This window comes from Stieleria sedimenti (genome assembly GCF_025060895.1).
Lineage (GTDB): Bacteria > Planctomycetota > Planctomycetia > Pirellulales > Pirellulaceae > Stieleria > Stieleria sedimenti.
On the sequence record NZ_JANZKV010000044.1, the window covers coordinates 1 to 15117 of the forward strand.

A 15117-nucleotide genomic window follows, 5' to 3' on the forward strand; every position below is an offset into this window, starting at 1 on the left:
GGTATTGGCCTTTAGGCGCAACCGTTGGTGTCCAGCCTTTAGGCGTTCCCCAAGTCGCCTTCAGGCGACACGTGAACGCTCACTCCATCCCAGACACCGACGTGCGGTGACGCGTGAAGGCCGATTTACAGCAGCATCCGCAGCGCGGCCATGGCGGTGGCGTAGTCGGGTTCCTCGGTGACCTCGGCGACGATTTCCTTGTGGACGATTTCGCCATCGGCGTTCAAGACCAAGACGGCACGGGTGAGCAATTTCAGCTCTTCGATCGTCAATCCGTAGTCGTTGCCGAAGGCGTGCGTTTGGTAATCGCTGGCCGTCCGCATCTTGATGTCCTCGGCCCCACAGAATCGGGCTTGGGCGAACGGCAGATCGCGACTGACCGTGACGGCGTTGATTTTGTCACCGAGCGAGGCGAGTTCTTCGTTGAACTTTTTGGTCTGGGTCGCGCAGGTCGGCGTGTCCAAACTCGGGACCACGCTGATGATGCTGGGCTTGCCTTTCAGATCGGCCAACGTCAACGTTTGGATGCCGCCGTCGGCGTAGTGGAGTTGAAAGTCGGGTGCCGGTGATCCGACAGCGAGCGCCTCTCCGGCCAAAGTCATCGGATTGCCCTTGAAAGTGATGACGCCAGTTTGACTCATGATAAAAACCTTGTGTGGTGATCGGTGCGACACATTTTTACGGAACAATGTTAAGCTGTTGAAATTATGTTGCCCCGACACGCAACCGGGAATGGGTCTCACCCCGGATGCACGGACGAGAGAATAAAAATTTCCAATGTTTTTGCCGTATTCGCCTCCGCCAACCCTTCGTTTCCTCGCTTGCCTCGCCGTGCTGGCCCTGGCCCCGGCGTCCCCTCGGCTGACCGCCGCCGACGGGTCAAAATTCGCCCACAGCGATGGCGACGCCCGGTTTCTGCACCAGATCCACCTCTACGATGCGAACAATCGCCGCATCGAACCGGACTCGACGACGCCCTATTCCAGTTTGAACACCTGTGGCCGCTGCCACGACTATGAAACCATCTCCCACGGCTGGCATTTCAACGCCTTTCTGCCCGAGTCTGCCGATGGCCGCGAAGGCGAACCCTGGATTTGGACCGACCCCCGTACCGGGACCCAATTGCCGCTGTCCTATCGCGGCTGGAAGCAAACCTTCGACCCCCGCAAAATCGGAATCGACCAATGGGCCATGGTCCGACAGTTCGGCGGACGCCTGCCCGGCGGAGGCCTTGGACACGCCCCCGAACCGGACGACTCACAGGCCGGTGCCGACGCGGAGGACGAGACAGCTGCCGAACCAAGCGAAGCGGACGTGACCGCGTCACGTTGGCCCCTGTCGGGATCACTGGAAATCGACTGCCTGGCATGTCATGGCGTTTCGGGGTCCTACGACTTCAACGCCCGACGGGAACAGATCGCCGACGAAAACTTCGCCTGGGCCGCCACCGCCGCACTCAAGATCGCCACCATCGACGGCCAGGTCTCGCGGATCAAAGAGGGCTCCGATCCCGAAGACGAAGCGACCCAAGAAAAACTGCCCAAAGTCAGCTACGACGCGTCTCGCTTTGCGACCGATGGCACGGTGTTCGTCGACCTGGTCCGCCAACCACAAAACAACGCCTGTTACCAGTGCCATAGCAACCGTACGGTCGACGCGTCGGGCATCCAACCCCGCTGGACGCACGACGAAGACGTCCACTTGCGAGCCGGAATGGCGTGTATCGATTGTCACCGTAATGGCATCGATCACCACATCGTCCGGGCCTACCCCGGCGAAGCACACCCCAGCGGCAAAGACATGGTCACGCTGTCGTGTGCGGGTTGCCACCTGGGCGCCGACTTTGTCGATGAACTGCATCAAGCTTCCGACGACGAACCGGCGCCTCAGACATACGCCACGGATCAATTGGCCGGGCGACTCGGTTCACCGCATCCCGCCCACGCCGGACTGCCGCCGCTACACTTTGAAAAACTCTCCTGCACCGCCTGCCACGGCGGTCCGCTACCCCGCGACCAGGCGCTCGGAATCATGACTTCCCTGGCACACTCCCTGGGCGAAAAAGGCCACCGCACCGGGACGGAACTGCCGCGGATCGCAGGCCCAGTCTACGCCAAGGGCGACGACGGCCGAGTCTACCCGCACCGCGTGGTTTGGCCGGCGTACTGGGCCAGTCTGGTCGATGGCAAACTGCAACCGCTCGATCCCGACGCCGTTTACGAGACCACACGCCGGGCACTGCGGGTGCGAAGTGACTTCACCAGCGAATTGTTGTCCCCCAAACTCGGCAGTTCGGAACTCAAGGAAGTGCTCGGTGAAGAACGCTACCGCGCCAAACCTGAAGAATGGACCGAAGAGGAAGCCGAAAAAGTTGAAGCGGCGACCAAGACAGCCGGAGAGCAACTTTTCGGCGAAAAAATCTCCGCGGCCATCACCGCCCTGGAAGAAGAACTCGGCGTCGCGCAGGCGGTCTACGTGTCCGGCGGTTTTGTGTATGCCAACGGAGACGAAGAGGAAACAGTCAAGAAAATCGAAGTCGACGACGTCGATTCGATCGACATGGTCCGTTGGCCGATGGCACACAACGTCCGCCCCGCCGGTTGGTCGTTGGGGATCAGCGGATGCGTCGAATGCCACAGCGACACGGGCAAGATTTTTGCCAGCACCGTCACGGCAATCGGCCCCGGACCCGATCAAGGTGAGCCGGTGGCGATGTTCACGCTGCAAGGCATCGATGCCGATCAACGACTGACGTGGAACGAACTGTTCACCGGGCGGGCCAGCTTCAAAATCATCATCGCCACGTCCATCACCGTCCTGTCGATCACGTTACTGCTGGCCGCCGGCATATGGGTCGGCCGCCTGGGACGCGCGTGATCCGGTAAGAGGCTTCATGGTTGCTCCAATCACCGTCCACCGATTCAACGTCCTTTCTCTGGCGGTGTTGCTTTTCGTCGCCTGCCCGATCACGGTCGACGCCGAAACGCTGCGGGTGGGCTTGATCGATCCGATCGATGGGTACGGCCTGCCGGTCGAGCGATTGCCACAGCTGCGACGTTGCCTGGTGGCGGTGGACGACTCGGGAGCTCTTGGCAATTCCATCTACCTGGAGAAGTGTACGCACGACGTGATTCTGGTCTCCGATCACTGCGTCCAAGGCGTGTGCGGGCGTCCGGTCGAACTTCCCCAGGACTGGGACCTAGACAGCGATCCTCGTCTCTATCGCGGTGTGGCCTGCGGTCCCGGGCGCCCCCAGTCGGTCGTCCGCGGACGGCTGCTCGAACAAACGCCCAGCCCACCAAAACCCGACCCTTGGTCCAAATGGAAGCCGCTGGTTGAATCGAATGTCCCCAACGATGTCGTCGTCCGCATCAACAACCGCGGGGCATGGCAGGTGGCGTTTGATTGGGACGCAAACCTCATGATCAGCGAGAACGAGCTTTTCACGTTGCCGCCCGGGTCTCTTGAACAACCGCATCTGTTTCGCCGCGACGATGCGATCTTGATGATGCAGCCGGTTGCGAATCCGACATCCGACTCGGCGGACCCGCTTCGCTTGAAATGCTGGACGATCTCAGGCTCAACTCGCGACACGGATCGACGAACGGAACCATCCCTGCTGACCTTGTTATTGCAGGCGTCCGGCGAACTGCCGAGCGAACTGCCGAGCGAACTGCCGAGCGAACGGGGCGGCATCGAGTTGGTGTGGTTGGATGTCGGCGGTCTGCTGCCGGCGGACCTGGGTGCAGCGATGGACGCGGCAGAGCGTCTCGGTTGCGAGGTCGTGTTTGCGAATCTCGGTTCGCCCGGAAACGTCGCAACCGACACGGCGCAACTTCTCGCCTCGTTGTCACACCAGACCGGTGTCGCCGTCGTATTGAACCAACGAACCACGGTCGCCCCGGACTTCTTGGCCCGCCCCGCCAAAACCTCGATTCCAGACATTGCGGAATTCCGCTACCGAAAGCCACCGGGTTCATTGGAAGCGTTTCGACAAACAACAAAATTGATTTTGCAGGATCCAACGTTGGTGCGCCGCGCGGTGGCTGAACAACCCGGCAGCGAACCGCCCGGTCCGATCGACGCGTTGTTCGGCGAATCCACTCCGGCGCTGAACACCGAGCGATTTCAGAGGATCGACGGACGAACAATGTTGGTTGCGCGCGTGCCCTTGGATGCGATCGATGGTCGATTGCGGTTGAGTGACGACGGGCCAGCGCTCCAATTGCATCAAGTGGAAGGGATTCGGCTCTACGATCTGCACGGACAACGGATCGTTGGTCCGGAGCTGAATCGTGACCCCGCCTTCGATCATGGCTGGCCGACGCAAACGCTCGATCATCGGGGCGGCTATGTCGTCGCCCCCGAAACGGTCTCCTGGATGGGAAAAGCGTGGAACTTAACCGATTCCCAATGTCGGCTCTCATGGACGCGAGGAACGGATCCGATTCTTGAGAAGACGACAAACCGTACGGAATCGGAACAGCCTGAGACGATTCGCTTGATCGGCCGCCAAGAGACTCCCGACAAGCTTCTCCTGTCTGCCGTCACCCGAGTGGAACGACTGGACAGAAAAGCGGCATCAGAAGTCCCCAGCGCCGTCCGCCAGTCGGCAAGCCACTTGTTGGATCGCGGACCATCGGTTCAATCTTGGTGGTATCGCGCGTCGACCAACGGCGGAGCCGTTCGACACCAAACCGTCCTGCAGGAACTCGACGCAACCATGCCTGCGTGGGACCAAAGCCACTTGCAGTCTTGGACACTGTTGGAAACGGGATGGCTGCAAACACCGGCGGATCGTCTGGGAACGTTTCGACGGTCGAATCCGCAAGCCGGATGGATTTTGGTGCAGGCGGTGAAGCTCCCCGGATCTCCGAATCAGCCACCACGATTGGTGCTAGCCTCTGGTTTCAAGCAAGAAGCTCCTCAAGTTCCTTGGGAACGAACGCTGCACCAACGTCGAGCTTCGGATTCCAGCTTTGTCGTCGACGGGCAACTGTGGGTCGACGAGTACCGAGGAACGATGTCGTCGATGTCGATCAACGGGGCAGATGCCCTTTGGTATTCGTTCCATTCACCGGCCGAACAAAGTCCGGCGACGCGTTGGCTGCGGCTTTCTGGCAATCCCAACGAGCCGACAGAACCGCGTGATTGGCTGTGGCACTATGACCACGACCCCGCCGCCGAACTGCTGCATCAACGGTCACTGGCCGGATCGAGCCCGTCGGAGATTTTGAGTCGAACACCGAAGCCGGCGGATTCGGTGAATGATCCCGTCGCTTGGCGATCTCATCTTCTGGCACTCGATCAACCCTCCCTTCGCAAGCAGCACTTAAACGAAGTGATCGCTGCTGCCGGTCATGTCTTAGAACTTTGTCAGCGGCGACTGGGCCAATTGCCACTGCAGACAGCGTCTGCGGCAGCCGAGACCGAAAGAGCTGAATCGGAGCCAATGTCAGCGTTTTCGATGCCGACCGATCCGGCCGGAATTCTGGCGTACGCCTGGGCGGCCGACGCGGCGTATCGTCAAGTCCGCGCGATCGGCTATCGCGAACTTCCCGATGTGATCGAACAGCATCCGATCAAGGACATGGAATCGCAGAACCGCGAATTCGAATCGGCCTTTGCCCGGCTGTGTGGAATCGTCGACATCCTCGACCCGCGTTTTGCACTCGCGTTGGTCCGGCATGAAAGACGGCGTGGGCATCCGGCGAAAGCCTATGAAGTGCTTTCCCATCACGCCTATGAAGGCCCGGCGATGCCATGGTACTTCAAAAAGGAACGCGACCTGTGGAGCGATTCCGGTCGGGAACCGCTGCGGCGTCTCGGTTACGCCCGCTGGTTTCTGCGGCAAGCCAACGAACCGGTCATGCATTAGGTCATGCATTAGCCGACCGAAATTCCACCCAGCCCGTTGGGCTGGGCTAGGCAATGGACCGGGCCGTTGGCCCTGGGATTCGGGCCAAGGGCCCAGTCGACCCAGCCCGTTGGGCTGGGCTAGGCAATGGACCGGGCCGTTGGCCCTGGATTTCGGGCCAAAGGCCCAGCGGTTTACCTAGCCCAGCCCGAAGGGCTGGGTTACGGATCAAAAACGCGCGATGAGGGCCGAAGGTCCGGTCCGTTGCGGGTTAGTCCCACACGTATCGTTCGTCGATGTCGAGGTTGTGTTTCTCACAAAGACGTCGATATTCGTCCTGAAACGACATCTTCGCGTGATGATCGGATTGATTGCGAATGTACTTGTCGACCACGCCTCTCAGAGAGTGGCTGACCGAAAAGACGCCATATCCTGATTGCCAGGCGAAAATGGAAGATCCCTTCTCGTGTCCCTTGGCCCACTTCGAGGTCTCCGTCTTCACCTGTTCGACCAACTTGGCGATCGTGATCGTTCGATGAAGCCCCACCAACAAATGCACATGATCAAAATAACCACCCACCGACGCGCTCGTGCATTTCGACGTCTTCACGTGATGGGAGAGCATGCGGAACATTTCCGTTCGGAAATCATCGTTCCGCAGAAACGGTCGTCGTTCTTTGGTCGAGAAGACGATGTGTAGCCAGACCTGCGCGTGCGATTGCGGCATAATCGATTGCCCCGATGCCGAAGAGAGGAATTGTTTCGACGGGCTGTTTTAACATACTCGGGAACAAATGGCCGGGCCGTTGGCCCTGCATGGACATTGATGTCCGATTGCCCAGCCCGAAGGGCTGGGTTACAGAACAAACACGCGCGATGAGGGCCGAAGGTCCGGTCCGTTGCATCCTCGCCTCGAATAATCGGCCGGGCCGTTGGCCCTGCACGGACATTGATGTCCGATTACCCAGCCCGTTGGGCTGGGCTAGGCAATCGGCGGGCCGTTGGCCCTGGGATTCGCCGCGTGCCGGTTTCGATGGGACGTGCCCCCATGCCAATCGGCCGTTGGCCCTGGGATTCGCCGCGTGCCGGTTTCGATGGGACGTGCCCCCATGCCAATCGGCCGTTGCTCCTGGGATTCGTTGGGTGCCGGTTTTGATGTGCCCTGTCCCCATGCCAATCGGCCGGGCCAATCAACCGATGGGCCGGGCTAGGCAATGGGCCGGGGCGTTGCCTCTGGGATTCGGGCCAAAGGCCCAGCGGTTTGCCTAGCCCAGCCCGAAGGGCTGGGTTACAGAACAAACACGCGCGATGAGGGCCAAAGGTCCGGTCCGTTGCATCCTCGCCGCGAATAATCGGCCGGGCCGTTGGCCCTGCACGGACATTGATGTCCGATTACCCAGCCCGTTGGGCTGGGCTAGGCAATCGGCGGGCCGTTGGCCCTGGGATTCGCCGCGTGCCGGTTTCGATGGGACGTGCCCCCATGCCAATCGGCCGTTGCTCCTGGGATTCGTTGGGTGCCGGTTTTGATGTGCCCTGTCCCCATGCCAATCGGCCGGGCCAATCAACCGATGGGCCGGGCTAGGCAATGGGCCGGGGCGTTGCCTCTGGATTCGGGCCAAAGGCCCAGCGGTTTACCTAGCCCAGCCCGAAGGGCTGGGTTACAGAACAAACACGCGAGATGAGGGCCAAAGGTCCGGTCCGTTGCATCCTCGCCGCGAATAATCGGCCGGGCCGTTGGCCCTGCACGGACATTGATGTCCGATTACCCAGCCCGTTGGGCTGGGCTAGGCAATCGGCGGGCCGTTGGCCCTGGGATTCGCCGCGTGCCGGTTTCGATGTGCCGTGTCGCCATGCCAATCGGCTATGTCCTCGCAATGACCGAGCATCGTCTTGGCGATACGAAGGAGGCACAGACCCAACTTCGCAAGGCAAACGAAATCGCCGAGTCCGAGTTGTCAGACTCTCCCGTATGGAATCGAAGGTTGACACTCAAGCTGTTGCAAAAGCGGTGGCGGACACCGATGTCGTGGTTGGAGGTTCCGAATCGGCCGGCAAGACCGACGCGACAATGGCCCAAATTCTCTGAAAGAGGCGTTCAGCTCAGCGGTCCAGCCCGAGTTTGTTCAACAACAGATTCAGATAGCTGGAACGGACGGTCGTCACCAGCCCAAGACGTTCTGCGAGTGCGTCGATCCGCTCGCCCGCCGACTTGACCGCGTCGGGCGAATCGTCCTGCAGCAGCAACTCGAGCTCGGCGAACAGCCCCACCTGATCGACCTGGTCGATGGTCAAGGTGAAATCGGCATACCGTCGATCCGTCTGTGGCCACGCATACGACCGTCGCTCTTTCCGCACCGTCGCGACCGGATCAAACCCCAACGCCTGAAGCAGACGTGTCATTTGGCTGCCGTCGGCGTCGCCGGGTGCCAGACACCACTCGATCTCTTCGCGAGCCTTCAACGCCGATTCACCGACGTCCATTTTGGGCCCCTTGTAGGTCACCGAAGCGACCGAATCAATCAGTCGAATCCGAAACGCTTCCTTGGTTTGCACAAAGTCTCGCGACGGGTGACGATAGTAGGTGTCGGCGTGGCGTTCCACGTTGCCACCCACCGCACCCATCTCGTCAAGGCGTTTGACCAAGTCAGCCTTGTCGGCGAGTTCGTATTTCGTTTCGACTTCAAGCATGGCGGCGCTCGTTAACGCTCTAGACGGCTGAGGATTTGCTGGCGGATCGTTTCATCCGACTCGCGCTGGAAGTGCTGGTGCAACGCGGCGAGCGATGGCGGGTCACCTCGCTTGGCAAGTTCGGTGACGGCCCCTTTTCGCACGAACGGACTGGGGCTCTGCAGCTGCGCGATCCAATACGACGTTGAATCCACGTCACCGGTCATGCGTTGCTTGGTTTGGTCGGCCAGTGTGGCGGCGGGTCGAAATCGCGGCTTGAGCAACCGGGCATCCGAGCGAACGGAACCATCCTCACCAGCCGCTTGATTCAAAACGACGTCGGAAGGTTCGATCGGATCAAGCGTCGCGACGGTGCGGCGATAAAGCGTCGGCGTTGTCGAAGTCGGCGGCCAATCCGTCCAGCCGGCTGCCTCAAGATCGACCTGATCAATCGGCAACGGTTGGTCTTTGTCGACAATCGAATCAAGCGGTGGATCGCCAGGCGTGGTCGTCTCAGTCGCAATCACTTGCATCAGCCGGCGATAGGTCGCGTCGTTCTCCGCGCAGCCCGAATCGAGCAAGTCGCGTGCGGCCAGGCGAGCCAATTCTTGAACACGCCGCCAACGTGGATCCTGGGCATCGGAGATCGTGCCGGAGACGGCCGCGAGCTGATCGGCAAAAATGAAACGCCGCTCGGCCAATCGCTCCGACGGCAACGTCATCCATTGCCGGCTCAGGTCGGCGAGCAACTCGGCGGACCTGGCCGAGACCTCAGGTTTTTCATCAGCGATCGCGGCCACGATCCCGGGGATCCCCTCGATCCCGGATGCTTGCAATCGCTCAAGCTGAGCCAGCTTTTCCGCCGTCGTGAGCTGCGAAAAACCGCTCACGATTTCAGCCAAACGGGCCCGTTGAAGGTAGACCTGGGCCGCGCTCACGATGCCAAACAAGACAAATGCGAACGTCAAGTATTTTGCGGTCGATGCGAAGTGGCGTCGCGATTGGTTGCGCGATTCCGCAAAAGCCGAAAAGGGATTGGGCGTGCGTTCCAGTTCGTAATCATCCATGATCGTACGCCTGATGACGGGGGATGGATCGGGAGGCGGCGATCATCCTCGACATGGCCCAGGGACCGCAAGATCAGCTTCCGGGCGAGAGGCCGGTGTTGCGTTTACATCCGGTGGGTCCAGAAATTGATTGGTCAAAAAATTGATTGGTCAAAAAATGGGGTGGTCAAAAATGGGGTGTTTGAAAACTGGGCTCTCAAAGAATGACTCCGGGGGTGGCTACCGAATCTGTAGCTCATCCAGTTTCGTTTGATAGGCGTCGCGATCGGCTTCCCACTGTTGGTGGATGGCTCGCGCCACGTCGACTCCGGCGATCCGGTCTTGGACGATCGCCGAGAGCGAGACGATGTCGGCCGGCGAAAACGGATCGCCGACCCAAATCACCGTGCCTCGGGAATCGACCAGCATCGCCCGCCCCGGTTCCAGATCCAGGTTGCGAGTCCCGTTGTCGCTACGTTGAGCCAAGACGACCCAAAACCCGTTGGCCAGTCCCGCGTCGGCGAACAATCGCCCGGTCGAATCGCTGACCACCGCGACCGGACTGACTTGGTCGCGGATCGATTCGGGCGTCTGACGTAGCCAAACCGACAGCACCTCCGCAGCGTGCATGTTTTTGGCATCGGCACCATCGATCGATTGGGCCAAACCGGCGTACCACAGCGTCAACGGTCGACCGACGCCCCGTTCGGTGACCTTCACCCGCCCGGTCCGGTCGACGACCTGAAACGCGGCAACCTGACGCCCCAACCGACGATCAGGCGGCGGCGGGGGCAGCGGGACCAGCGACCGAAGGTAGCTGGGACGACGCGGCAAATCCGACTCCGGCATCTCCTCCATCCGATAGGGTGACTCGGGCGGCTGGAAACTCGCCCCGGTCAACACCAATTCCAGCGAGCGCACCTGCCAGCCTTCCAGCTCGATTCGCTTGCCCGCCATCGCGACGGGAAGCTCGACGCAATGAATCAGCGACCGCTGGGGATCGATCCAAAAACGATAGACATCATCGCCGGCGACCGTCTCGACGATGACGCACTGGACGTTCTCACGCCGGGCCATTCCTTCATAGCGGATCGACCGTTGTTCCGACTCCCCGGCATTTTGGTCGGTACCCTCCTGACCGGCAGATTCACCGGGACGGGTGCTGTGGCCGAACAGCTTGCCCATCGGGTTGGGATCGAGCAGCCATTCCAGTTGGGGCGGGGGGCCGCCGAGCCCGGAGACCATTCGAGCGGTCAAAATCGGGTCGCGGAGCAATTTTTCCAGGGCAGGGCGGCTGGCCGATGGACCATCGGCGGCCGGCCCGGCGAGAAGGACCTGTCCGTCATGGAAATCGGTTTGCTCGTCGGCGATCCAGCCGATCATTCGTTCGGGATCGGACCAAACCCGGGCATCGTAGGCGGCGATCCAGATCGTCGGTCCGTCCATCACCACCTGCATCGGAGCGGTCCGACGGACCAGTTGTCCGTCTTTTTCCACCCGAAGTCGCACTTCGCCTCGATCACGATAGGACCGGGTGTTTTGATAGCGTGTCAGGACACGTTTCAGATAATCTGCGGCCGGAATCTCGGGCAGCGAAATGCTCATCCCTTCGGTCGCTGAATCCACGGCCGACGAGGGGGCATGTTCCTTACCACCACAGCCGGAAAATGCCAACAAAGCCGCGATCGCGAGGAGTTTCGGGAGCGATCGAACAGTGGACTTCATCGTTTTCTGGGGTTGGCCGGCTAAGATTTCTGCTGCAAGGGTTGGGGGCCGCGTGCGAGTTCCGCAGTGGACGGCACCAAACCGCGTCTGATAACGACCCCCATACAACATTGCGTGTCCGGACGCGAGGCGGTTGCGTTTTTTGCCCGAAAGCGTGATAACCGCGCTGCAGTCGCATCCGTGTTTGAGCTGCCCGTGAGCGACCTGTTGATTTGATCGATGCTTCGAGACCGGCACGATCCGGTGAGGCGCAAACGCGTCAGCGAAAGGCGTCGCGAGGCCTCCTGCTCGCGCGTGCATGCTTCAATCAACAGGCCGACGTCGCCTGTCCGGATGAGGTCGCGTGTCCGCTTTACCCACCGAACTTTTTACCGACACTTTGGAACGTCGCATGCCCGACAACCAAACCGAACCATCCAACGCTTTCGAAGCCGCATCGGCCGATGGAGGCGTCCATTTCGTGACGAAAAAGACCGGACTGAACTCCGCTGAGATCTGGGAATACGACGCGGCGACGAACCGGACCAGCCGTGATGTGGTCGCCGACACGCTGCGGGCCCTCACGGCCCCCGACGATTTCCCGCCGATCGAAGCCGCGATTGTGGCCGGGGACCGCGTCGCACTGGCGGTCGATCCCAACGTCCCGGAGGTCGACGCCGTGATCGAAGGTGTCTTGCGGATGCTTCGCAGCACTCCGGCCGAGCACATCGAAATCGTCGTGTGGGACGAAGCGACCGAACAGACCCTCCAGCGGATCCGCGCCGCGGCGGGCGAGCACACGGTCATTCCGCATCAAAGCGACATCCGCGAATCGCTGTGTTATCTGGCGGCCGATGTCGACGCGGAACCGATCTATCTCAATCGGGCATTGGTGGACGCGGACTTCGTCTTGCCGATCGTCGCGATCCGTCCCTCCAACCTCAGCCAGCGGCGCGATTTGACCGGCGTGTTTCCTTCGCTTAGCGATTCAGCCACGCGGACCCGGTTTGCGGACAAAATTTCCTCCGGTGTCGCTTCGGCTCCGGCGATGAAGTCGGGAAACACGATCGCCGAAGAGGTGCCTTGGTTGCTGGGGGTGCAGTTGATTCTGGGCGTAACGGCCAATTCCGATGGGGCCGCCGGTGAAATCCACGCCGGAACCTTGGAGGCGCTCGCCAAGCGAATCACGCCCACGCTTCGCCGCCCCGACCCGGTCCCGCCGCCGGCAGAGTTGGTCGTCGCGGCGCTGGATGGGGATGCCCAGCAACAGACCTGGGAGAACATTGCCCGGGCCGCCGACGCCGCGTTGGCCTATGCGTTGCCCGACGCGACGATCGTGATCTGGTCGTCGTTGGATCAGCCGCCCGAGGGAGCATTGTTGGCGATTGACCATGACGACGAAGAACCGCCGACGACGACGCAACACGGCGACGACTCGGAAACCTTGCCGCACCGCGATCGCTTTTCCGAACTGGCCCGCACACTGAAACGGGTGGCGGAAAAACACCGCCTGATGTTGCACAGCAACCTTCCTCGAGAAGTCATCGAACCACTCGGGCTCGGCGTCATCGAATCGCCCCAGGAACTGGCCAATCTGAGCCGGCATTTTCAAAGCTGTGGCGTGCTCCGCGCCGCCAGCTTTGCCGGCGGCCACTAAATCTCGATTCCAACGACAAGGTTTCTTTGATGTCGATCCCGATGGAACAGGCGTACTTGCATTGCCCGCGTTGCGGCTGCAAGCAGAGCGATGTCGGTCAGATTCCGTTTCGCTGCGACCACTGCCAATTCGCCGTGTTCTTCGGTCCGGTCGCCGCCGTCGGCGGCTTGATCGTTGATTCCGCCGACAAGTTGCTGCTGGTGCGGCGGGCACGAAATCCGGGCAAAGGCCAGTGGGGACTTCCCGGCGGTTTTGTCGATCGCGGGGAAACCGCCGAAGAAGCGCTCGAGCGGGAAGTTTACGAAGAGACCCAACTACGGTTACAGACACGCGAACTGCTGGTCACGCGTCCCAACCAGTACAACTATCAAGGCGTCGTGACCGAGGTCATCGATCTGTTTTATGTCTGCCGGGCCGTCGATCCGAGCCACGTGGAATTGGAACCGGCCGAACTGGACGACTATGCCTGGGTTCATCCGACCGCCGATTACCTGGACAACATGGCGTTTCCGTCCAACCGCTACGCCATCGAATTGTGGATGAGTGAACTCCCTTGAACGGTCTGATCCTGGTTCCGACTGACAACGAACGACGCCTGATCGAGTCGTCCATCCGAATCGAGTCCGACCAATGGACTGTCAACACGATCGGTTTTGGTGTGATCGCGGCGGGAATCGAAACGACACGTCTGTTGCTGAGCGAACGGCCCCGCCAAGTGATTTTGGCGGGTATCGCCGGTTTGTTTTCCGGCCCAAGCACCGAAACCCTTCGACTCGGCGATGCGACCTGGTTCGACTCGGTCGCGATCGATGGAATCGGTGTGGGACAAGGCGACGCGTTTGTCGACGCGGCGGACCTCGGTTGGCGTGCGGAAGGCGAGGCCGCGCCGACGGACACGATTCACCTACCGACCACGCCCCAGAGCCGAGCATCGATTGCCCGGCCGGCCCTGCTGCTGACGGTCTGTGCGGGGTCGGCGGACGAAGACGATGCGGCGCGCCGGCTGCGACGCGTTCCCGCTGCGATCGGTGAAGACATGGAGGCGTATGCGGTCGCTTACGCCTGTCAGTCGGCCGGCGTGCCACTGCGGGTCGTGCGAGGGTTTTCCAACCGCGTCGGCTGCCGCGACAAGTCTGATTGGCAGATCGCTCCCGCACTGGCGAGCGTCGCGGAACAACTGCAACAGTACCTCGACGGTGAGACTTCATGAGCGAGAAGATTCGACTCGGCATTTCGACCTGCCCCAATGACACGTTCGCCTTTCATGCGTTGATGAATCGCTTGGTGGATTGGCGGGGACTGGAATTTGATCTCCGGTTGCTGGACATCCAACAGCTCAACGACGAATTGTTCGCGGGCAAATTCGACGTTGCCAAATGCAGCTTCCACGCCGCGCTGTTGTTGTCGGATTCGATGGTCGTCTTACCGAGCGGCTCGGCACTCGGCTTCGGCGTAGGCCCGTTGCTGTTGTCGTCGAAATCCGTCGCCTCGACCGGCGCCGTGCCCGCGACGGCAGATCAAATCACCCTCTGCCCGGGACAACACACGACCGCAACGCTGCTGTTTCGTTTGTTCTATCCCCACACCACGTCGATCGAGCAGGTTGTGTTTTCCGAGATCATGCCGCGACTGGTGCAGAACACTGCCGATTTCGGAGTCTGTATTCACGAAGGTCGGTTCACCTGGCAGGACCAGGGGCTGGGATTGGTGGAGGACTTGGGGACGCGTTGGGAGAACGAGACGCGGTGCCCGCTGCCGCTGGGCGGACTGGTCGGCGACAAGACGCTGCCCGATGACGTTTTGTGGAAAGTCCAGAGCGTCGTTCGCGACTCGCTCGAATACTCGCTCGCCGATCCCGAGGGCACCTTGGAAACGATGCGACACCACGCGCAAGAATTCGACGACGAGGTGCTGATGCAGCATGTCCATTTATACGTGAACGAATGGACGGTTGATCTCGGTGAAATCGGGGCCGGAGCGCTCAACCGGTTGAACGAGAAAGCCAAGCTGGCCGGCATCATTCCGCAATCGACGGCGGGTCTGCAGATCCTGCGGTAATCGCACGCGGGGAAGCGTCCAATGCCACCTGCTATAATACCAAACGTTTTTTTTGCAGCGGCTTGTTGATTGAGTGAGCCGCGACGCGTGAGCGGCCGGGCATCTTGGCGTCGCCCGAGGCCTGACGG

At 60.9% G+C, this 15117-nt stretch carries 11 protein-coding genes; 6 read left to right on the top strand and 5 right to left on the bottom strand.

The window, feature by feature from the left end; genetic code table 11:
* Nucleotides 1-125: 125 nt before the first annotated feature.
* On the bottom strand, nt 126-641 hold the full coding sequence (tpx, locus tag NZK35_RS07405) for a thiol peroxidase (protein WP_095738285.1): 516 nt from the start codon (nt 639-641) through the stop codon (nt 126-128).
* 136 nt (nt 642-777) lie between these two features.
* Here tpx and NZK35_RS07410 point away from each other — a divergent pair, with 136 nt between their 5' ends.
* Together NZK35_RS07410 and NZK35_RS07415 are read left to right on the top strand one after the other, a co-directional pair.
* The gene (locus tag NZK35_RS07410; protein ID WP_259631896.1) at nt 778-2877 is read left to right on the top strand and encodes a hypothetical protein; all 2100 of its coding nucleotides are present in this window, start codon (nt 778-780) and stop codon (nt 2875-2877) included.
* A 16-nt stretch (nt 2878-2893) separates the two neighbouring features.
* Nucleotides 2894-5878: a hypothetical protein gene (locus tag NZK35_RS07415; protein WP_259631897.1), complete on the top strand. Its 2985-nt coding sequence runs from the start codon at nt 2894-2896 to the stop codon at nt 5876-5878.
* 250 nt (nt 5879-6128) lie between these two features.
* Here the strand turns inward: NZK35_RS07415 and tnpA are convergent, their stop codons facing one another.
* From tnpA to NZK35_RS07435, 4 genes are all read right to left on the bottom strand, one after another.
* Complete coding sequence (gene tnpA, locus NZK35_RS07420; RefSeq protein WP_259631898.1) at nt 6129-6584, bottom strand: IS200/IS605 family transposase; 456 nt, start codon at nt 6582-6584, stop codon at nt 6129-6131.
* A gap of 1373 nt (nt 6585-7957) precedes the next feature.
* Nucleotides 7958-8545 carry a class IV adenylate cyclase gene (cyaB, locus tag NZK35_RS07425; protein WP_259631899.1) on the bottom strand — a complete coding sequence of 196 codons (588 nt, stop codon included), beginning with the start codon at nt 8543-8545 and terminating at the stop codon, nt 7958-7960.
* 11 nt (nt 8546-8556) lie between these two features.
* The gene (locus NZK35_RS07430; protein ID WP_259631900.1) at nt 8557-9591 is read right to left on the bottom strand and encodes a HEAT repeat domain-containing protein; all 1035 of its coding nucleotides are present in this window, start codon (nt 9589-9591) and stop codon (nt 8557-8559) included.
* Between the two features lie 219 nt (nt 9592-9810).
* A complete protein-coding gene (locus tag NZK35_RS07435; RefSeq protein WP_259631901.1) occupies nt 9811-11295 on the bottom strand; it encodes a hypothetical protein in 1485 nt (494 codons plus the stop codon).
* A gap of 391 nt (nt 11296-11686) precedes the next feature.
* Here NZK35_RS07435 and NZK35_RS07440 point away from each other — a divergent pair, with 391 nt between their 5' ends.
* Genes NZK35_RS07440 through NZK35_RS07455 form a run of 4 tightly spaced genes read left to right on the top strand, consistent with a single transcriptional unit; the run spans nt 11687 to nt 14989 of the window.
* A complete protein-coding gene (locus NZK35_RS07440) occupies nt 11687-12931 on the top strand; it encodes a nickel-dependent lactate racemase (RefSeq protein ID WP_259631902.1) in 1245 nt (414 codons plus the stop codon).
* A gap of 29 nt (nt 12932-12960) precedes the next feature.
* Nucleotides 12961-13488 (top strand): NUDIX hydrolase, encoded by a 528-nt coding sequence (locus tag NZK35_RS07445; RefSeq protein WP_259631903.1) that lies wholly within the window; start codon nt 12961-12963, stop codon nt 13486-13488.
* Nucleotides 13485-14141: a futalosine hydrolase gene (gene mqnB, locus NZK35_RS07450; RefSeq protein ID WP_259631904.1), complete on the top strand. Its 657-nt coding sequence runs from the start codon at nt 13485-13487 to the stop codon at nt 14139-14141. The genes NZK35_RS07445 and mqnB overlap by 4 nt, the downstream gene beginning before the upstream one ends.
* On the top strand, nt 14138-14989 hold the full coding sequence (locus NZK35_RS07455; protein ID WP_259631905.1) for a 1,4-dihydroxy-6-naphthoate synthase: 852 nt from the start codon (nt 14138-14140) through the stop codon (nt 14987-14989). The genes mqnB and NZK35_RS07455 overlap by 4 nt, the downstream gene beginning before the upstream one ends.
* The last annotated feature ends 128 nt before the right edge of the window (nt 14990-15117 follow it).

What these genes read in the sequence shown, in the direction of transcription:
- NZK35_RS07435 (WP_259631901.1), bottom strand. Translation starts at nt 11,295, where the DNA reads ATGAAGTCCACTGTTCGATCGCTCCCGAAACTCCTCGCGATCGCGGCT.
- NZK35_RS07415 (WP_259631897.1), top strand. Translation starts at nt 2,894, where the DNA reads ATGGTTGCTCCAATCACCGTCCACCGATTCAACGTCCTTTCTCTGGCG.
- tpx (WP_095738285.1), bottom strand. Translation starts at nt 641, where the DNA reads ATGAGTCAAACTGGCGTCATCACTTTCAAGGGCAATCCGATGACTTTG.
- NZK35_RS07430 (WP_259631900.1), bottom strand. Translation starts at nt 9,591, where the DNA reads ATGGATGATTACGAACTGGAACGCACGCCCAATCCCTTTTCGGCTTTT.
- NZK35_RS07410 (WP_259631896.1), top strand. Translation starts at nt 778, where the DNA reads ATGTTTTTGCCGTATTCGCCTCCGCCAACCCTTCGTTTCCTCGCTTGC.
- cyaB (WP_259631899.1), bottom strand. Translation starts at nt 8,545, where the DNA reads ATGCTTGAAGTCGAAACGAAATACGAACTCGCCGACAAGGCTGACTTG.
- NZK35_RS07440 (WP_259631902.1), top strand. Translation starts at nt 11,687, where the DNA reads ATGCCCGACAACCAAACCGAACCATCCAACGCTTTCGAAGCCGCATCG.
- NZK35_RS07455 (WP_259631905.1), top strand. Translation starts at nt 14,138, where the DNA reads ATGAGCGAGAAGATTCGACTCGGCATTTCGACCTGCCCCAATGACACG.
- NZK35_RS07445 (WP_259631903.1), top strand. Translation starts at nt 12,961, where the DNA reads ATGTCGATCCCGATGGAACAGGCGTACTTGCATTGCCCGCGTTGCGGC.
- tnpA (WP_259631898.1), bottom strand. Translation starts at nt 6,584, where the DNA reads ATGCCGCAATCGCACGCGCAGGTCTGGCTACACATCGTCTTCTCGACC.